Genomic DNA, 20,343 nt, shown 5'->3' with positions numbered 1-20,343 from the left:
AAGGAGAAATATCATGGCTAAAAAAGAAAATATTGCATCGGTACTGGCGTTTGAGAAAAAACTAGTGCCTTCTGATGGTTACATGTACGGCACCTGCTGGGATGTACGTGCTGAACAAACTACACCATTAAAACTTCAGGAAAAATCAGTTCGCGGCACTATTTCCAATCGTCAAAAACCAGCTGTTCAAAAAGACCCGGCCAAATTAAATGCTGAAGTAGAAAAAGCGAATTTACAAACAGTTGATGCCTGCTCGCTGGCACCAGAGCAAGATACCCTCAAGCTGCACTTTACCTTAAAAGTGCTTGGTGGTATTTGTCAGCCATCAGCCTGTAATAACGCAGCATTTAAACAAAGTTATGCTAAAGCCGCGCGAACCTATATTGAAAAAGAAGCTTTTGGTGAGCTGGCGCGCCGCTATGCACTGAACTTGGCTAATGCGCGTTATTTATGGCGTAACCGGGTCGGTGCAGAAAAAATTGAAGTCGTGGTTAACGCATTAAACGGTGAGAAAAAGCAATGGAAATTCGATGCAACTGAATTTACTACGCGTCATTTTGATGCTGATGATAATCAAGTAAATGACTTGGCCGCGCATATGGCAAAAGCGCTTGCCAGTGATGATGATTTTTTGATGCTGGATATTTGCTGTTATGCCAAAGTGGGCAAAGCTCAGGAAGTTTATCCAAGTGAAGAGCTGGTGCTGGATAAAGGTAAAGGCAGCAAGAGTAAGGTTCTCTATTCAGTAGAAAATATGGCAGCGATGCACTCACAAAAGCTGGGTAATGCTTTGCGAACCATCGACACCTGGTATCCAGAATTTACCGATGTTGAACAAAGTGCCGGGCCGATTGCGATTGAGCCTTTTGGTGCGGTAACTAACCTGGGTAGAGCCTTTAGAACCCCAAAAGAAAAGCAAGACTTTTATAGCTTGTTTGATAACTGGGCGCGCGGTGAACAGTTGTCACGCACTGAGGACGAGCATTATGTAATGGCAGTTCTGGTTCGTGGTGGCGTGTTTGGCGAAAGCGATAAATAGGAGTCGCTATGAAAGTCTATATTGATCTGACTTTGCTACCCAGCGATGACATTGGCCAAAATTTTCTGTGGCAGAAAATGTTCCAGCAGATTCATTTGGCACTTGCTGAGTTAAATAATGCCAAGGGCGTGCAACCAGTTGCTTTAGCATTTCCTGGTTATCGTGTACATGGACTGGGTAATAAGCTGCGGCTGATGGCGATAGATTCTGCAGACTTACATGCGCTTGATTTGTCGCAGTGGCTAGATCGCTTAATGGATTATGTGCATATTTCATCGGTGCGCGATGTGCCAGAAAAAGTAGAAAAGTATGTTTGCTACTCCCGTCAACGTAGTAAAACGGGTGTTGAACGATTAGCCCGGCGCTATGCCAAGCGGCACAACATCGAGCTTGAACAAGCCATGGCACATTATCAGGACTTTCAACCGAAATATCTGAAAGCGCCATTTATTCAAATGCAAAGTCTTAGTGGTGATCAGCAGTTTCGCTTGTTTATTGAGCGAACCTGGTGCGCAGAAGCATCTGCTGAAGCGACAGCAGATTTTGGTAGCTATGGATTAGGCAAGAACACCGCCTTACCCCATTTTTAACCAATAAAATTGGCTCTTTAACAAATTGAAGTAAAATCAACGCGTTGTGTGTGGTGTCGAAAACATAGGTCAAAGAAGGATTTCTTTGAGCCAGGCGCCGCTGCAACGCGCTTTTTAGTTTGTTAAACTCCTGTTCACCGCCGCAAAGGCGGTTTAGAAACAAACAGAGGCATCGCTCCGATCTGAATCATCGTTCACCGCCGCAAAGGCGGTTTAGAAATTGAGTTAAAAGAAACCAGCCGATTGTAAATTGTTCACCGCCGCAAAGGCGGTTTAGAAAAGCCAGTTGGCGCTCTTCAAACAGCACGCCTGGTTCACCGCCGCAAAGGCGGTTTAGAAAATCGGCAGTTGACACTGTAGACGCGGTGATTAGTTCACCGCCGCAAAGGCGGTTTAGAAAATTGAAAAAGATGTAACTGCCATGCAAAGCAAGTTCACCGCCGCAAAGGCGGTTTAGAAACAGTCGTGCGGCTGCTATAGCAGAATCGTACAGTTCACCGCCGCAAAGGCGGTTTAGAAATGCCGGTGATCCCCTTGCTATAGCGCAAGTTTGTTCACCGCCGCAAAGGCGGTTTAGAAAGGAAAGCACTTACAAGAAAGGTCTAGTATCTCGTTCACCGCCGCAAAGGCGGTTTAGAAAATCAAACCCTTTAATCCAAAAATAACATTTAGGTTCACCGCCGCAAAGGCGGTTTAGAAAGGTAACATTTAGAAAAACAAGCCAGGGAACGGGTTCACCGCCGCAAAGGCGGTTTAGAAATTCCCAAATGCCAGCGGCTACATGTTGGGGCGGTTCACCGCCGCAAAGGCGGTTTAGAAAAAGCATGACCGAAACCGGACTACCGTCGCCTTGTTCACCGCCGCAAAGGCGGTTTAGAAATGTATGGTGGTTTTGGCTAATGTTGACGGTATGTTCACCGCCGCAAAGGCGGTTTAGAAATAAACGCTCAAGCGTTGCTGACAACGAGTGAAGTTCACCGCCGCAAAGGCGGTTTAGAAAAGTTGCTGCACATCTGCAAGCTTTAAATTATTGTTCACCGCCGCAAAGGCGGTTTAGAAAGATTAATGACAAGGTTGATTTGTTGTTGCTGCGTTCACCGCCGCAAAGGCGGTTTAGAAATGTATTCGTGCGGTGTAATGCCTAACTGCTGGGTTCACCGCCGCAAAGGCGGTTTAGAAAATTTACATCAAGGATTGCGGGTCGTTCGTTCGGTTCACCGCCGCAAAGGCGGTTTAGAAATCAAAACATCGCGGCGTTTAATCCTGATTGGAGTTCACCGCCGCAAAGGCGGTTTAGAAATATCAGGTCGTGGGTAGCGAACCGGGATTGATGTTCACCGCCGCAAAGGCGGTTTAGAAAACAAACGGCAATTGAAGATAGATCCTACTCACGTTCACCGCCGCAAAGGCGGTTTAGAAAAGTTGCCTTGCAGACGCTTTCTAAGATCATTTGTTCACCGCCGCAAAGGCGGTTTAGAAAATGATCTCGGTCTTGCATCAGACTTTGCTTTTGTTCACCGCCGCAAAGGCGGTTTAGAAACGTACCGCGGCGACACGGCAGGCACCGTCGCAGTTCACCGCCGCAAAGGCGGTTTAGAAAAGACGGAACAGAGACTTCATTTGCTTGAATGAGTTCACCGCCGCAAAGGCGGTTTAGAAATCATGACTGTAGTGTCGAAAAACCAGTAATTCGTTCACCGCCGCAAAGGCGGTTTAGAAATAATCTTGATTTTCAGTTTGTACGAATACCAGGTTCACCGCCGCAAAGGCGGTTTAGAAAATGGTCAAGACGCCCAAGTCTTCCGTCTTCAGGTTCACCGCCGCAAAGGCGGTTTAGAAAGCTAACGGATCGAGGACGGTTATCGGCTCGATGTTCACCGCCGCAAAGGCGGTTTAGAAATCGTCGATTATCAATCGGGCACAACAGTATACGTTCACCGCCGCAAAGGCGGTTTAGAAAAACCTACCGAAATATCACCATCCCAAATTTTCGTTCACCGCCGCAAAGGCGGTTTAGAAATGGTTCCTTGCCTTGCGATGATGGCGACGAAAGTTCACCGCCGCAAAGGCGGTTTAGAAAAACTTGACAACAGGGAAAGGAACAGTGCAAGCGTTCACCGCCGCAAAGGCGGTTTAGAAAATAGGGCACTTACCCTCAAGCCCATGCGTTAGGTTCACCGCCGCAAAGGCGGTTTAGAAAATCCCCAAACGTGACCCGGGTTGTGTATGGTCGTTCACCGCCGCAAAGGCGGTTTAGAAAGCTTTACCTTCAGATAACAGCAAGAAAATTGTGTTCACCGCCGCAAAGGCGGTTTAGAAATCAGATAAAAATCGGCCTATCGCTTCAGATACGTTCACCGCCGCAAAGGCGGTTTAGAAAAAAATCACCGTAGCCAGCACGCTGAATAATCTGTTCACCGCCGCAAAGGCGGTTTAGAAATTTAGATTATGGTTGGTGATCCATCCGCCAACGTTCACCGCCGCAAAGGCGGTTTAGAAAGAAAAGTGCACCCAAAAGGTAACCGAGATTTTGTTCACCGCCGCAAAGGCGGTTTAGAAAATCAGCTGGATTCGTTCGCCAGAAAATGCGGTGTTCACCGCCGCAAAGGCGGTTTAGAAAAAAAAGAGTAAAGAACTTGTTAGTGGCACTTGGTTCACCGCCGCAAAGGCGGTTTAGAAACCAAATACGTGTGGTGGCTCGATATCAAAATGGTTCACCGCCGCAAAGGCGGTTTAGAAAGCATCAATCGTTCTCAGTAATAATGATGTTGTGTTCACCGCCGCAAAGGCGGTTTAGAAACAAAAAAGACCCTAAAATCTCATTAACGCAAGGTTCACCGCCGCAAAGGCGGTTTAGAAAGCCTCCATCACCGCCGCCGTCACCACCACCATGTTCACCGCCGCAAAGGCGGTTTAGAAAGGTCGCATTGTTTCATGGATGCGGCGCACTTAGTTCACCGCCGCAAAGGCGGTTTAGAAAAAATGATCCGGATTCCTTGCCTTGCGATGACGGTTCACCGCCGCAAAGGCGGTTTAGAAAGAACAAAAAAGGGGCTACCAGCAATTTAAGATGTTCACCGCCGCAAAGGCGGTTTAGAAAGGAAAGTAATCTACATGCCACCGCCCGAGAATGTTCACCGCCGCAAAGGCGGTTTAGAAAAGAGATTAAAAGGTTTTTCTCTTCCATCTGGCGTTCACCGCCGCAAAGGCGGTTTAGAAAATTCTTCCAACCAGTAAAAACGGTTGATTTGCGTTCACCGCCGCAAAGGCGGTTTAGAAAATTGCGGTGAATGGCTGCTTCGTTCGCTTTCAGTTCACCGCCGCAAAGGCGGTTTAGAAATGATGCAGATGCAGATGACGACGATCTAAACGGTTCACCGCCGCAAAGGCGGTTTAGAAAAGCAATTTAAGATCGAAAGCGCCAACAGGTAGGTTCACCGCCGCAAAGGCGGTTTAGAAAATTAACCATACTATCATCCGCTACTATACCGAGTTCACCGCCGCAAAGGCGGTTTAGAAATACTTGTTTCTTACTTACACCCTACTTGTTCCGTTCACCGCCGCAAAGGCGGTTTAGAAATGGCAAAAAAAATGGGGAAGAAATTATGAGCAGTTCACCGCCGCAAAGGCGGTTTAGAAATTATGGAACGCACGGCAAAGGCATTGAGCTGCGTTCACCGCCGCAAAGGCGGTTTAGAAAACACGCTGCCTACTTGGTCTAGCGCGGGTTGCGTTCACCGCCGCAAAGGCGGTTTAGAAAACCAGGGTCGCTGACGATATCGGTCAAACGCCGTTCACCGCCGCAAAGGCGGTTTAGAAACAAAGCACCGCCGACAAAGCCGCGCTGGAAGAGTTCACCGCCGCAAAGGCGGTTTAGAAAATACTCAAGATCTAGGTGATGATCTACAAACAGTTCACCGCCGCAAAGGCGGTTTAGAAACAATGACGAACGGTATGCCGGAGGATCGAGCAGTTCACCGCCGCAAAGGCGGTTTAGAAATTCTTCTGTTGGATGATCCTCTTCATACGCTCGTTCACCGCCGCAAAGGCGGTTTAGAAACATCGGCGCAGGCGTGGCAGAACTTACTTGGCGTTCACCGCCGCAAAGGCGGTTTAGAAAAACAACCAATCAGGGCAAAGCCGCTTTACTGAGTTCACCGCCGCAAAGGCGGTTTAGAAAACCATTGATCATGTTTATTTGTTCTTTAATTGGTTCACCGCCGCAAAGGCGGTTTAGAAAATCCCTTCCGGGATGTCATCGCAGCCGAGATAGTTCACCGCCGCAAAGGCGGTTTAGAAAACCGTAATTATTAGCGCTTTTCTTTGCAATTTGTTCACCGCCGCAAAGGCGGTTTAGAAAACAATGCTTGGTAGCAGCAATACGCAGAACAAGTTCACCGCCGCAAAGGCGGTTTAGAAACATTCTGCGGGAGATAAAATTGAGGATCTTTCGTTCACCGCCGCAAAGGCGGTTTAGAAAGGAGTGGCTGGAGATTCACAGCAAGAATCTGAGTTCACCGCCGCAAAGGCGGTTTAGAAAATTACGTTGAGTCTGCGCCAATGGTCGCTGAGGTTCACCGCCGCAAAGGCGGTTTAGAAACGTGGCCAGCCCTGAAGCTTACGTGCTTGAAAAGTTCACCGCCGCAAAGGCGGTTTAGAAATTCTGAAACTCAGCACACGACTGGCGTACACCGTTCACCGCCGCAAAGGCGGTTTAGAAAACTACAAAGGAAAACTAAAGCCAACCGGCAAAGTTCACCGCCGCAAAGGCGGTTTAGAAAAAATTAATTACGATGAAAACCCATTTCTGTCCGTTCACCGCCGCAAAGGCGGTTTAGAAAATTTGATCAACAAATCTAAAAACCCTGTCACCGTTCACCGCCGCAAAGGCGGTTTAGAAAGCGTCAGATCGTTATGACGGTACTTACTGGCCGTTCACCGCCGCAAAGGCGGTTTAGAAAAGAGTTACTTAATGCCGCCTACCAGCTATTTGGTTCACCGCCGCAAAGGCGGTTTAGAAAAAAATAAGCCAGCCCGGTTTTGGGGTTGGCGGGTTCACCGCCGCAAAGGCGGTTTAGAAAATACGCCTGTGGGGTTGGTATTGGCGTAGAAGGTTCACCGCCGCAAAGGCGGTTTAGAAATAAAAAAGTAAATAGTAAACTGCTTTGCAATAGTTCACCGCCGCAAAGGCGGTTTAGAAAAAATACTGCAGTAGCTCGACTAAAGATTTTTTCGTTCACCGCCGCAAAGGCGGTTTAGAAAAAACAGCCTCAATAGTTACAGAAGATGGAAAAGTTCACCGCCGCAAAGGCGGTTTAGAAAATCACGAGTGGAAGTATCAATGTTGATTATTTGTTCACCGCCGCAAAGGCGGTTTAGAAATTTGATATCGACCACCCGCATAGCCAAAATGCGTTCACCGCCGCAAAGGCGGTTTAGAAAGTCGATGTAATTGATTTGAAATAGACCGATTAGTTCACCGCCGCAAAGGCGGTTTAGAAAAGATCTCACCATCAATCGAAACTGATAAATTAGTTCACCGCCGCAAAGGCGGTTTAGAAACGTTTAAGTTCGAAACGACACACATCGGCGGAGTTCACCGCCGCAAAGGCGGTTTAGAAAACAACCGGATCAAAAAGCTCCCGCTGCAAATGGTTCACCGCCGCAAAGGCGGTTTAGAAATTGACGAAGTGGTGCGGTATGCTTTGGGCGGAGTTCACCGCCGCAAAGGCGGTTTAGAAATTTCCCGCTCCTCGCTGCATTCCCGAGAGCTGGTTCACCGCCGCAAAGGCGGTTTAGAAAAACCAGGTAAGTACGCAAATCGTCATCGCCAAGTTCACCGCCGCAAAGGCGGTTTAGAAAACCGCGCAGCGAACTATCCGCATCGTAGTGGCGTTCACCGCCGCAAAGGCGGTTTAGAAAGGCGTTGATTCCACAAACGATATCGACTGGTCGTTCACCGCCGCAAAGGCGGTTTAGAAAAGCAGAACAACCAAGTCACCTGCAGTGCGCAAGTTCACCGCCGCAAAGGCGGTTTAGAAAGCCGTAGGTTTTGCGCGCCAGCGCTTCAACATGTTCACCGCCGCAAAGGCGGTTTAGAAAAGCTTTCGTAACGCTCCGGGTCAGATTTCATTGTTCACCGCCGCAAAGGCGGTTTAGAAAACTAAGGGCGCGGTCGGCTGGACTCGCATGGAGTTCACCGCCGCAAAGGCGGTTTAGAAAAACAGCTGAAAAACTGGATTCCTGAACTGTTCGTTCACCGCCGCAAAGGCGGTTTAGAAAAGAAACCAAGCCGCCGATTATTGGTCGCGTATGTTCACCGCCGCAAAGGCGGTTTAGAAAATCCTGGCGGCCATCGTTGCGCCGCTGAACCAGTTCACCGCCGCAAAGGCGGTTTAGAAAGCCATATGCTGAAGCTTGAAGCGCTAGTGTATGTTCACCGCCGCAAAGGCGGTTTAGAAAAACGTCTGACTTTGGTTTTGAAAGGCGTTAATGTTCACCGCCGCAAAGGCGGTTTAGAAATAGGTAACTCTCTTGAACAGATAGGCGAAGGGGTTCACCGCCGCAAAGGCGGTTTAGAAAATGTAGCCAAAGTCATTTTCATCAATTTCAATGTTCACCGCCGCAAAGGCGGTTTAGAAATGCAGGGAAGATGAGGCTGAGTTGAAAGGCGAGTTCACCGCCGCAAAGGCGGTTTAGAAAAACCAACCGCCCAAAGATGGCACAAAAGCCACGTTCACCGCCGCAAAGGCGGTTTAGAAAAAAAAAATGCAGCAGCATTATGTGCGCACGGCGTTCACCGCCGCAAAGGCGGTTTAGAAATGCAGGGAAGATGAGGCTGAGTTGAAAGGCGAGTTCACCGCCGCAAAGGCGGTTTAGAAAGTTATCGGTGCCGGGAATATCAGAAAAAGAAAGTTCACCGCCGCAAAGGCGGTTTAGAAAAGCACCGAAGTTGCGTGATTAACTCGCAATTCGTTCACCGCCGCAAAGGCGGTTTAGAAAAGACCCTTGGTTTCCAGAGAACAGCACTGTACGTTCACCGCCGCAAAGGCGGTTTAGAAAATCAAGCGGTTTTAATGGCCTTAAATTAGATAGTTCACCGCCGCAAAGGCGGTTTAGAAATGGCGAAAATAGCAACATTGACGGGAATTATTGTTCACCGCCGCAAAGGCGGTTTAGAAAGCTGAATGAAACCGGATTGATGCTCGCTACCGGTTCACCGCCGCAAAGGCGGTTTAGAAAAAGGAGTACGCGCAGGACGCCACGATCACAAGGTTCACCGCCGCAAAGGCGGTTTAGAAAAAAATCGCTTCAATCCTCGCTCTGTTCAACAAAGTTCACCGCCGCAAAGGCGGTTTAGAAATACACGATCTGGAAAAGGCGTTGGTATTGTTATTTCACCGCCGCAAAGGCGGTTTAGAAAAAGCGCGGGAGGTGTATCAATAATGCAAATATGTTCACCGCCGCAAAGGCGGTTTAGAAAACTCTGCAAATTTGAATAGTTTCTTGATCAGTGTTCACCGCCGCAAAGGCGGTTTAGAAAGCTTGTTCGCCAAAATTGGTTTTGTACCATTCGTTCACCGCCGCAAAGGCGGTTTAGAAACGAATAAATCAACAGGAACGCCGTAACGCGCAGTTCACCGCCGCAAAGGCGGTTTAGAAAATCACCGCTGCTTTTGATTCCGGTGGAACTTCGTTCACCGCCGCAAAGGCGGTTTAGAAAACCATGGGACAAGATCGGGCTATTATATATAGGTTCACCGCCGCAAAGGCGGTTTAGAAAATGTCTGAATCTTTGTACTCTGAGCAGTGCATGTTCACCGCCGCAAAGGCGGTTTAGAAAATCAGACTCTAGAGAATCCGCCTTTGTAAAATGTTCACCGCCGCAAAGGCGGTTTAGAAACCAAAAAAAACCCCGGATAATTTCCGGGGTAAGTTCACCGCCGCAAAGGCGGTTTAGAAAACCACCCGCAACGATTTCATGTTCGGTTGAATGTTCACCGCCGCAAAGGCGGTTTAGAAAATTTACGATGGTCGCCAGATTGCGAACTTCCGGTTCACCGCCGCAAAGGCGGTTTAGAAAAAAATGAGCGTAACCATTCTGTTCTTGTTTAAGTTCACCGCCGCAAAGGCGGTTTAGAAATACACGATCTGGAAAAGGCGTTGGTATTGTTAGTTCACCGCCGCAAAGGCGGTTTAGAAATGTTGGTTTTTACACTGTTGCCCCGAGTTCTTGTTCACCGCCGCAAAGGCGGTTTAGAAACATTTGTTACAACTACACGACCGTCAAACAAGGTTCACCGCCGCAAAGGCGGTTTAGAAAAAGTTGATCCAAAGACCGGCGAAAGCAAGCATGTTCACCGCCGCAAAGGCGGTTTAGAAAAAAATGAGCGTAACCATTCTGTTCTTGTTTAAGTTCACCGCCGCAAAGGCGGTTTAGAAAATCACCGAAACGTCAGCAGTAGCTACCACTTGGTTCACCGCCGCAAAGGCGGTTTAGAAAATTGTCTTCTGAGCAGATCTGAATACCTATTGGTTCACCGCCGCAAAGGCGGTTTAGAAATACAGTAATCGGTCTATTTCAAATCAATTACAGTTCACCGCCGCAAAGGCGGTTTAGAAAGCTAACTGAGCCATCACCATCTGATTTGCGCTGTTCACCGCCGCAAAGGCGGTTTAGAAAAATAGCGTATCAATTGAACCATTATTAGCCGAGTTCACCGCCGCAAAGGCGGTTTAGAAAGTTGAATGAAACCGGATTGATGCTTGCTACCGGTTCACCGCCGCAAAGGCGGTTTAGAAAAGGCTCAGGCTAACCCTACCCCAGCTAGCAAAGTTCACCGCCGCAAAGGCGGTTTAGAAAAATTGCTGCCGCGTTTCACCGCGCATTTCTGCGTTCACCGCCGCAAAGGCGGTTTAGAAACGAAACCATCACATCAATTAAAACGCGAATTTGTTCACCGCCGCAAAGGCGGTTTAGAAAAGCCGCAGCAATGGGTTTGCCGCATGCGAAGCGTTCACCGCCGCAAAGGCGGTTTAGAAACCAAAAAAACCGTAGAGCAAATATCTTGAAAAAGTTCACCGCCGCAAAGGCGGTTTAGAAAGGTAGACTTGCTCAACACCGCCGCGGTCTTCAGTTCACCGCCGCAAAGGCGGTTTAGAAATAAAAAATTATTTTGATGGCTATAACTTGATCCTACTTTTTTTTGTTGGCTATGCAGTGAGTTTTTGTAATTTAAAATATCGGGTGGTGCTGCGCTAATCCAATTTATAGTCTTGGAATTAAATAATACACCGATTGCTAATGATTCAATTTTACCTGCGAACATGTGAGGAAATTTTAGAGTTTTGCTCTCTTTGCTTATGGATACCCGCCTTCCATAGCGAGCATGGCGGAGTGATTAATGAAACGCTGTAGTTTTGAACATACTCTGAGTCGTCATTCCAGACAGGAAGTGCATGGATACACGGATTAGGGCGACGCAGGGTGCCAAACCCGATAAGTCGGAATCTATGTGCTAAGGATGGTAGCTCTGCTCCAGAAAAATCATTTCAAAAATTGAAATCGTTTGGGGTAATTTAAAATTTCTTCGGCCTTTATGTTTTAAATATCTGGCCTGGCAAGGCGTAAACGAGTAAGCATTTTAAGTAACCTGCCACTAAATATTCTGCATTAAAAAAATACGGTTATTTAGCTTTTCGAGTTGTCTCGGCGGAGGTTTTCCGAAGTGACTGTGCCCACGCTCACCACGCCCTTGCTAATACGTTTCATTCTTGAGGGGCTGTTGTAGCTTGTTAGCCGGTATCAGCGCGGTCAGATTTTTGACTAGGCTTTAACTATCTGTGAATTAAGGTGTACAGGTTGTAATTTTTGCTGCGTTTGTTACGGGTTTTTATAAGTTGTATTGGCTGTTTTGCTGGGTTGATAGTGGCTACTGAGTCTGCTGCTAGCCAAGTTGTCCCGGTTAACTCAAATTGTTCTGGCTGCCAACAGCAGATCAGTTTTGCGTTTTCAATTGGTCGGCCTGCACCCTATGTGATTGATGAAACGAAAGGGATTGAAGTTGAAATAGTTAGGGCAGCCTTGGCGGCGGTTGATGTTGAATTAAAGCCGGTCTGGATGAGTTATTTGCGTATGGATCGCATTGCGCAGTTGCCATTAGATGGCCGTGGTGTCACCAAACCAGGGTTGGTGCCGGCGCCAGAAGTCTATTATTCCCAGCCTTATATTTATTATCAGGATGTGGCGATTACTCGCACGAATGACAACTTGCAGCTTAATAGAGCGAGTGATTTAAAAGATTATAAAATCGCGAGTTGGCAGTCAGCAGCGAATGATCTTAACCAAGAATTTGCTAGTTTGTTTGCTGACAAAGGTGATTACAAAAAGCAGTTTTTCCCGGTGGTGAATGATTTCTCCCGTACTCGTTTATTTTGGTCGGGTCGGGTTGATGTAATCGTTGATGATTTGATTGTTTTCCGGCAAATGACAGAGCGGTTAAAGCGGCAAGATCCTAAAAAGCATTTTCGTTATCAGGTTCATTCGCTATGGCCAGTCAGAAATTGGTTTAATGCAGCATTTGTTGATAAGCAGCATCGTGATTTATTTGACCAAGGTTTAGCTAAGATTATTAAAAATGGTCGTTGGCAAAAAATATTTGAAAAATATCAAGCAGCACCAGTGGCTAAAACTTTTTTGTCTCCGATGAAAAGTTACCCTGATTTATATATGCCCGAACATATTGATGAGATAAATAAAGACGTGTGGGCTGGTCTGCTGGGTAGTTGGTGATGATCGTTAGATATATAAAAAAGCGCTCAAATAATTGAGCGCTTTTTTTGTATTTAAAATAAAAGAGAATTATTCAGTATGCGTATAAATACACGGATACTGGGAGCGTAGGTTGCTTATCTGAATTCAAATACAACAGTATTTATCAAGTCGTAAAGCATGTGCCTTTGGCACTTTGCAGGCAAGCCGCCTGTGCTCCCAGTAAAAGCATGGCATTTGCGATTAGCTGGCTGGCTGATTTAAGTAAAATGGTGCAGTAACTAATGCCGGTGGGTTGGCTTTGTTTTCAGCGGGGCCACTTTTTACTACTTCAATTCGGTTTCTGCCATTGGTGACTTCATATGCCTTGGCGTGAAATTCTTCATCGGAAGGTTCGTCAACCGTAGGTACATGGAACCAGTCAGCTTGAATTCTATCTCGCTTGATATCTAATACGACATATCCCCGGTAAAAGAAGTTGCAATATTTAATGTGTGGATTGACGATTTTGATTGCATCTGCTGCCAATACTGCCAATTTTTCTTCTGGTATGCCAGGAGAGCTAATACCTGGAGTAACAAACTCGACGGCAACCGAACCTTCTCCGCTGACGTAATCATACTGCTGACTGCTATATGGGTTTTCGGCAACTTCCATTGCCCAAGATGAGTGAATATCACCCGTGAGTACGACTACGTTATCAATCTTTTCACCGCTTTGTTTGCCGGTGATATGGTCGAGAAAACGCTGGCGGCTTGGCTTATAACCATCCCATTGATCCATATTAAAACCAATGTTATTAAAGCCCAGTTGCCCCATCATTACTTGCTGGCCCAATAATTTCCAAATGGTATTGTTGTTATTGGAACTACTCAGTTGTTGATACAACCAGTCTTCTTGCTCGGCACCTAATAAGGAGCGGCTTTCATCTTCCACCGTTTCCATATCAATTTTGGCAGTGAGGCGCTGCATATCTTCTTCATTAAACAAGCCATCTTTTACCAGCTTGGCAATTTCACTGACGATGCCAGGAGCTTGTTCGCTGCGGCCATAAAACCGAGTGTCTAGCATAGTCAGGTCGGCCAAGTCGCCTAGGGCAAATTGGCGGAAAATCCTAGATTTATCTTCGGCGTCGGTTTGCCGAATCGGCAGCCATTCATAAAAAGCACGAATTGCATTTTGCTTGCGTTCAACCCATGCGCCTTCTTCACCTTCGGTATGGTTTTCTGCGCCGCCATTCCAGGTGTCGTTGGTAAATTCGTGGTCATCCCAAACATTTATAAAAGGGTGTTGCTGGTGCACGGCTTGTAAATCAACATCGGTTTTATATTGGCCGTGGCGGGTGCGGTAATCTTGCAGCGTTAGCATTTCATGGGCAGGTAATGGGCTACGAATATCACCATATTGGCCGTCGCCATATTCATAAATGTAATCGCCCAAGTGCAAAACTAAATCGAGGTCGGCACGTTTAGCCATTTGTTTATAGGCATTGAAATAGCCATAGGGCAGGTTGGAGCAAGAGCACATGGCTATGCGCAAATGTTCAGGGCTGCCAGTAGGCAAAGTTCGAGTTCGACCGACCATGCTGGTGGTGCCTTGGGGTAAATCGAACTGGTAATAATAAGTGGTGGCAGGCTGAAGACCGGTTACATCAACCTTAATGGTGTGGTCGCGATCTGGCCCGGTTAAATGCCAGCCAGATTGAACAATGTTAACCATCTCTGGGTCGCTGGCAATGGTCCAGCGCACATCAATCATTTGGCTCATATCTTGTTGAGTCACCCGGCTCCATAAAATTACTCGGTCTTGTAGCGGGTCGCCGCTGGCAACGCCGTGGGCAAATTGAGCATCGGGATCTGCTGCTTTGGCTAAACCGCCAATCAGGGGGAGGGCTGCGCTAGAAGCTGCGCCAATAAAAAACCGTCTGCGGCTAATGGCCATTGTTATTATTCTCCGGGCTTATTCTTATGCGGCAGTTGCAGCTCAATCGGCTGCTGTGCCTTTTAGCTGACAGATTCTAACTGGCTTTTCTTTCAGTTGGGTGACTGTTTGTCGGTTGTTGTTCTTAAGGTGTTACGCGGGTACGCAAAAAGCCTCTGAGCAGTATGATTGCTGCGTATTGTTATGACATCGCATATTCAGCCAGTGAAGAACTCTTAGGGCTAGCAGAGGACAGATGCTTATGCTAAACCAAGAAGGTTAAAGTTAAGTTCTGAGGGAATAAATGGATTCGAATGATCTGGTATTTTACAAAGAAGAAGTGGCCTTGTTAAAGCAAGTTAGAAGTATTGCATCACCGCACCGGGTATTTAATTTATTCCATACAAGTGAAAGCAATAAGCTGTTAGAAGAAAAAAAACGAATAGGGTCTGAGATCCTGATTCGTGAGCAGAGTATTAAAGGGGGGAGATCCCCAATATTTACAAAGGAAGGGTTCAATATTGTTTCGAAATTGATCATGATTGAGAATGCATGGGATTGTCGAAGTATGTCAATTTTATTGTATTCATTATTAAAAGATCAGTTAAAGGGAAAAGCTTACCTTCTTATTTTTACTTGGAGTTTTGGGCGACATTATGCAGTAATGACAGGCTCTGAATATAGCAAGACGATGTTTAGTGAACCATGGTCAAATTTAAAGGCGAATAAAACAAATAAAAATGCGGTGGTTATTGACCCGTGGTGTGACTTGGTGGCACCGGTTAGAAATTATGCTGCTTTTGCTTCTATGATAATGAAACATAAAGAGAGCAGTGGTTGGAAAACGTTATCTCCAGGAGGTAACGTGGGCTCGTTGCCGCACCACTTTAAAGATGCTCAGGTGTATGGTGTCGATTTACAGGCTTGCTGGAAGATGGACTGGAATGAAGTTCTTGCGGAAGGGAGATGTATTTTTAAAGAACTAATATGGGCGCTGCTTTGGCATCTACCCGGAGAAAATGGATCCGACAAAGAAATCTGACAGAAAATAATTAAATAATGAGATCTGTAATGAATGGTGTCGTCGGAGTAAGGTGCCACTTTAAAAAATAAAAACAATAGGTTAAAGTTCAGTGATAAAAGAAACAATTGATATTGCTTTGCAGTCAATGTTGACGCAAACAACCAAATTGCTGAGAGTTTACCATTCAACTTCGCCAGAAATTCTTCAGGAATTCAAAAAGAATGCTGAAATAATGTTGGGAATGGAATTAGAGGGAGATTATCGAGTAAAATTTAAATTAATAACTTGGTTTGTGTGCTGCTCGTTGAATATCGATAGTACTAAAAAAATTCCGTTGCTACAGTTTGTTAATATTGTTTTAATCGCGAACCTAGAAGATGACAGGCTAATTGGTTTAATAAATACCGCTAAAACTGTTTATTCTAAACTAATGTTTTATTTAGTAGAACAAAATCCGATAGCGTCAAGCAGAATTGTTTTACCTTCCGATCAGTGCGTTCATCGTATCTGGGTTGGCGGAAAAATTTCAGAAGACCAGCTAGTTTCTATGGCTGCAGCAAATTTGATAGTCGCTAAAAAAATGGGCTTTTCACAGCCGGTGTTTCATCTCTGGACCGATAATTCAGCCATGCTGCATCAGAAAAACACAGGGAAGTTTGTGCACTTTAATCTGGTAGATATTTGCCAATTATATATAACCGATAGAACCCATCCAGATTTTAAGTTAATGAATGAATTGGTTGATTATTCTAGGTTGCTGATTAAATTCAGAGAGTTTGCAATAGCATCTAATCTGTTGAGGATGATCGTTCTATATCAATATGGTGGTTTTTATCTAGATGCTACTTGGGTGCAATCTATTTTTCCAATAGAACCATTTGCGTCTTCTACCGAGCCGGAGGGCTCATTGTTAAGTAAGGCCGAGTTAGGTAAAGCCGAATTTGCAGCGGCCTTAACAAGTAATGGTGAGTCTTATGAGCGACACTATGCTTTCGATTATTTATCTTACCAGACACCGTATTTTGATTTTTTAAATTTATCTAAAAACCCTTCTTCTGGTGGGTTTCGTGCTGCCAGCAATAAAACTTTAGTGTATGTTAATGGAAGGTTTAACCCAGTAGTTAAGTCCGTTTTACAAAACAGCAAAATTTATCTAGACAATCGATCTAGGCATGAAATTTCTTGGATATTAGTTAAATATCGAGAATTTAAGCATAAACATCTTAGGAATTCTTTTATTCGAGGTGCAGGCTACAACCAATCAGAAGATGATTTAGAATTCATTGTATCTTTAAGTGCGCTTCCTTTTGAAAGTGCACTCGCGCAAAATGGTTGTTTCGATTTTTATATTTATAATTACGCAGTTCATGCTGAAGGTGCTGGGCAGCCGATGTTATCGATCAAGGAATCGCCAAATACTCAATATCAATTTATTTCTAATATAGGTCTAGTTAAGAAATTCTCTAGAAGTTGGAAGAGCCTTGATTTAAAAGATAGGCAAAATGCAGAGTGGCCGTAGTTTTTTTTTGGTTTTCTTGTATCTATTTATTTGTATGAAGTTAAATGGTTTTAAATTAAAAAACTCGAATGGGTAGGAGAAATTAGCAGTGGGTGGTAGTGTTTTGCAGATTTTTAAGTAAAAAGAATCGAACTTGTTTAGAGCTCAGGTTCTAACTAAATTAAGAGATGATAAATGCTAAAAGAAATAATAAACTCAACTTTTATTAAGTTGGTGCAGTGCACTTATGATCTCCAGAGTAAAAATAGCAATGAAGAGCTATATCCAAATTTTTTAAATGCTGCTCAAGAGATTGAATTACATAAGCTCTCTGGCTCTGTGTATGGAACCTGTTATGAAAAGCTGAGAATAATAAATTTCTACATGACGTTCTTAATAGAAGAAGAGGTTCAATCTTGTAAAATCGAAATTTTTCTGCAGAAACTTTTAAGCTATCGGTCTAGAAAAGAAATAGAGTGTTCTGGGGCAGGCCTAGATTCTCTTACAGATGAAGATATTATTTTAATTGATATCGCACTTCCTTTATACCATCAATTGGTTTTCTGCTTGGCTGCAACTGGATCGAAAGAAAAAAATATTTCGCCGCAAAATCAGTTGTCTGAATCGGTTGTTGCGATTCATCGCATTTGGGTTGGAGATAAAGCGGGAGTAGATCGTCTAACTTCAATAGCAGCTGCCAATGAATACTTTTCTAAAAAAATTGGTTACCAACCTGCAATTTTTTATTTGTGGACGGATAATCATGCAATGCTGCAGCAGCAAGATGTAGGAGTTTTAAAAAGATTCAAGGTGTGTGATATAAATCAGTTGTACATAAAAAATAAGTGTGACCCGAATTTTGATATGATTAATGAGGTTGTAACTTACGCAAGAGTGTTATGTCATTTTAGAGAGTTTGCCAATGCTTCGAATTTATTAAGATTTGTCATACTGTATTTGTATGGTGGAATATATTTAGATGCAACTTGGCAAAGATCCATTGAAAATAAATATGAGCAAGATCAGGTTGAATTTAATAAAAAAGATTTTCCATTTTCAAGCATTACCACTGAAAATAACTGCATAGCATCTTATGAAATAAACTTGTCCTATGCTATGGGAGGAGTAGGGTTTGATGCTCTTATTAAAACGGAAAACGACGAATTTTATGTGGCGAAAGAGGCGATTAACAAAACAATGGTGCACGTCCCTGTAAAAAAGCATCCTTTGATTGAAGTTATTCTGAAACGCAGTCTACATATTATTCGCAATCGCTACAAAGGAGCAATAGGAGAAGCCTTGAGGCGCTATAGACACACAAAGCATGTAGTGCTCCATGATGTGTTTTATTCTGGACAACAATATGTTGAAAAAGACGGTGATTTAGCTTTTATCGGTTGGATTAGTCGTGTGGCTTTTGATTATTCGCTAGTTACAGAGGGCTACTGCAGTTTTCAATTGCACGATACAAGGTATTTGTTTCTTGCGCTTGATTGCAACCCATCATTCAGTATGGTTTATCAAAACCATCCATTATATGAATTTCATAGTATTTATGGTTTATCCAAGAAGCGCTCTGCTAGCTGGAAAAAAGCAGACCTGAAAAGCAGGATCCATGCAGAGTGGCTATAAACATATTTTTTTAAGATAAAATAATTGTTGCGGTAATTTGCACAAGGCCAAAGTGATTGATCTATTCTGTGAATAGCTTGGCATCGAACTTTGCAAGATGCGTGAATGAACCTGATATTTTGTGTGTTTGAGATGACTAAAAGAATGTCAGGTTAAGAAATAAAAAAAGGTTGAGGTTCAATGATAAAAGAAACAATCGATACTACTTTGCAGTTAATGCAATCGCAGGCAATAGAACTACAAAGAGTACATTGTTCAGCTCCGATAGAAATCCTTGAGAAATTGAAAGAATACCTATATATAGCGTTGAATTCAGTATACAAAGAAGATTACCAATTGAAAATCAATATGGTCACTTGGTTTGTATGTAGTGCTTTGAATATTGATATTAAAAATAAAATTCCATTTTCACAGTTTTGTAATGTTGTTTTAACAACAAGTCCAGAAGATGAAAGATTAACCCATTTAGTAATAACTGCCCGACGCGTTTATTGTGAGCTAATAACTATTTTGGTAAAACAAAATCCGATAACGCCAAGTATAGTTGCCTTACCTTCTGATCAGTGTGTTCATCGTATTTGGGTCGGCGGAAAGGCCTCGGAAGATCAGCTGGTTTTTATGGCTGCAGCAAATTTAACAGTTGCTAAAAATATGAGTTTCTCGCAGCCAGTATTTTATCTTTGGACCGATAATTCTGCCATGTTACATCAGAAAAGTATTGGGACGCTTGCGCGCTTTAATTTGAGAGATGTTTGCAGTTTATATGTAGTCGATAGAAGTCATTCAGATTTTAAGTTGATTAATGAATTAATTGATTATTCTAGGCTGCTAATTAAATTCAGAGAGTTTGCGATAGCATCTAACCTGCTAAGAATGATTGTTTTATATAAATATGGCGGTTTTTATCTCGATGCAAACTGGGTGCAATCCATTTTTCCAATCGATCCTTCGGCATTTCCTGCCAAGCCAGGATCACCGCTGTTTAGTCAAGATAAGTCGAAAGATGTTGAGTTCTCAGAAGTCCTAGAAAGTAATGGTATGCCTAATATAAGATGTTATGATTTCGATTTTTTATCTTACCAATCGCCATATTTGGGCTTTTTCAAAATCGACAAGCTGCCTTCTGCCAGTTTATGCCTTGCGAATACTAATAAATCTTTGGCCTATGTTAAAACAAAATTTAATCCGACAATCAGAACAGTTTTGGAGAACAGTAAGGTATACCTAGATAATCGATCTGAACATAATATTTCCAAAATATTGATTAATTATCGAGAGTTTAAGCATAAAAAGCTTAGAGATTCTTTTGTTCGGAATGAAGCTTATCGTACTTCATCTGATGATTTAAAATTCATTGTTTCGTTAAGCTCGCTCCCTTTTGAACATGCGCTTGTGCAGACTAGCTATTTTGATTTTTATATTGATTATGATGGAATTTATGCAGAGTGTGCTGATCAGCCAATGTTGTCTATCAGAATGACACCTAGCGGTCCTTATCGATTTGTTTCAAATATTGGCCTTGCCAATAAGTATTCTAATAGTTGGAAAAGACTTGATTTAAAAGATAGGCAAAATGCAGAGTGGCCGTAGTTTTTGTAAAATAGAGTAATTTTTATAGCAATTCTCAATGTGGATTACAGGCGAAGATTTAAGAATGTTTGCGTGGTTGTCGAGTTGATCAAAAAGAGCTTTGAATGACTCAAAGCTCTATGATAGCGATGTTAAGTGCCTTGAGGTGCTTCTGAAAAAATCCAGTTAGCTAACCAAGCGGTAAAGGGGATAGTTAAAACAACACCAACACTGCCAGCCAATGCATGGACAATACTCACAGCAATAATTGGTTAAATATTTTTTTGAATGCGCCACAAA

General features: G+C 44.0%; 9 protein-coding genes and 1 CRISPR repeat array. Of the genes, 7 read left to right on the top strand and 2 right to left on the bottom strand.

The genetic code is table 11. The annotated features are described in order from the left end of the window. Window positions 1–13 precede the first annotated feature (13 nt). From csy3 to DC094_RS10690, 3 genes are all read left to right on the top strand, one after another. Window positions 14–1,039 (top strand): type I-F CRISPR-associated protein Csy3, encoded by a 1,026-nt coding sequence (csy3, locus tag DC094_RS10700; protein ID WP_116687094.1) that lies wholly within the window; start codon window positions 14–16, stop codon window positions 1,037–1,039. Window positions 1,040–1,047: 8 nt separating this feature from the next. Further along, complete coding sequence (gene cas6f / locus DC094_RS10695) at window positions 1,048–1,629, top strand: type I-F CRISPR-associated endoribonuclease Cas6/Csy4 (RefSeq protein WP_116687093.1); 582 nt, start codon at window positions 1,048–1,050, stop codon at window positions 1,627–1,629. Window positions 1,630–1,761: 132 nt separating this feature from the next. Next, a CRISPR array of direct repeats spans window positions 1,762–10,793; the repeat unit is 28 nt; unit sequence GTTCACCGCCGCAAAGGCGGTTTAGAAA. A 764-nt stretch (window positions 10,794–11,557) separates the two neighbouring features. Further along, entirely contained in the window at window positions 11,558–12,421 is an 864-nt protein-coding gene (locus tag DC094_RS10690; RefSeq protein WP_116687092.1) for a substrate-binding periplasmic protein, read from the top strand. A gap of 222 nt (window positions 12,422–12,643) precedes the next feature. Here the strand turns inward: DC094_RS10690 and DC094_RS10685 are convergent, their stop codons facing one another. Then, window positions 12,644–14,341: an alkaline phosphatase D family protein gene (locus tag DC094_RS10685; protein ID WP_116687091.1), complete on the bottom strand. Its 1,698-nt coding sequence runs from the start codon at window positions 14,339–14,341 to the stop codon at window positions 12,644–12,646. A 283-nt stretch (window positions 14,342–14,624) separates the two neighbouring features. Here DC094_RS10685 and DC094_RS10680 point away from each other — a divergent pair, with 283 nt between their 5' ends. The 4 genes from DC094_RS10680 (at window position 14,625) to DC094_RS10665 (ending at window position 20,064) form a co-directional block, all read left to right on the top strand. Continuing rightward, on the top strand, window positions 14,625–15,362 hold the full coding sequence (locus DC094_RS10680; protein ID WP_116687090.1) for a hypothetical protein: 738 nt from the start codon (window positions 14,625–14,627) through the stop codon (window positions 15,360–15,362). 91 nt (window positions 15,363–15,453) lie between these two features. Beyond that, window positions 15,454–16,863: a glycosyltransferase gene (locus DC094_RS10675; protein ID WP_116687089.1), complete on the top strand. Its 1,410-nt coding sequence runs from the start codon at window positions 15,454–15,456 to the stop codon at window positions 16,861–16,863. A gap of 174 nt (window positions 16,864–17,037) precedes the next feature. Further along, the gene (locus tag DC094_RS10670; RefSeq protein ID WP_116687088.1) at window positions 17,038–18,474 is read left to right on the top strand and encodes a glycosyltransferase; all 1,437 of its coding nucleotides are present in this window, start codon (window positions 17,038–17,040) and stop codon (window positions 18,472–18,474) included. 180 nt (window positions 18,475–18,654) lie between these two features. After that, the gene (locus tag DC094_RS10665) at window positions 18,655–20,064 is read left to right on the top strand and encodes a glycosyltransferase (RefSeq protein ID WP_116687087.1); all 1,410 of its coding nucleotides are present in this window, start codon (window positions 18,655–18,657) and stop codon (window positions 20,062–20,064) included. Window positions 20,065–20,195: 131 nt separating this feature from the next. Here the strand turns inward: DC094_RS10665 and DC094_RS23035 are convergent, their stop codons facing one another. Then, window positions 20,196–20,303 carry a YibE/F family protein gene (locus DC094_RS23035; protein ID WP_500796512.1) on the bottom strand — a complete coding sequence of 36 codons (108 nt, stop codon included), beginning with the start codon at window positions 20,301–20,303 and terminating at the stop codon, window positions 20,196–20,198. Between the last annotated feature and the right edge of the window lie 40 nt (window positions 20,304–20,343).

This window comes from Pelagibaculum spongiae (assembly GCF_003097315.1).
GTDB lineage: Bacteria > Pseudomonadota > Gammaproteobacteria > Enterobacterales > Pelagibaculaceae > Pelagibaculum > Pelagibaculum spongiae.
The sequence above is the reverse complement of the archived record's forward strand: the minus strand, read 5'-3'. Positions and strand labels throughout refer to the sequence as shown.

Coding starts and splice junctions, on each gene's coding strand:
- DC094_RS10665 (WP_116687087.1), top strand. CDS start 18,655: ATGATAAAAGAAACAATCGATACTACTTTGCAGTTAATGCAATCGCAG.
- csy3 (WP_116687094.1), top strand. CDS start 14: ATGGCTAAAAAAGAAAATATTGCATCGGTACTGGCGTTTGAGAAAAAA.
- cas6f (WP_116687093.1), top strand. CDS start 1,048: ATGAAAGTCTATATTGATCTGACTTTGCTACCCAGCGATGACATTGGC.
- DC094_RS10680 (WP_116687090.1), top strand. CDS start 14,625: ATGGATTCGAATGATCTGGTATTTTACAAAGAAGAAGTGGCCTTGTTA.
- DC094_RS10685 (WP_116687091.1), bottom strand. CDS start 14,341: ATGGCCATTAGCCGCAGACGGTTTTTTATTGGCGCAGCTTCTAGCGCA.
- DC094_RS10670 (WP_116687088.1), top strand. CDS start 17,038: ATGCTAAAAGAAATAATAAACTCAACTTTTATTAAGTTGGTGCAGTGC.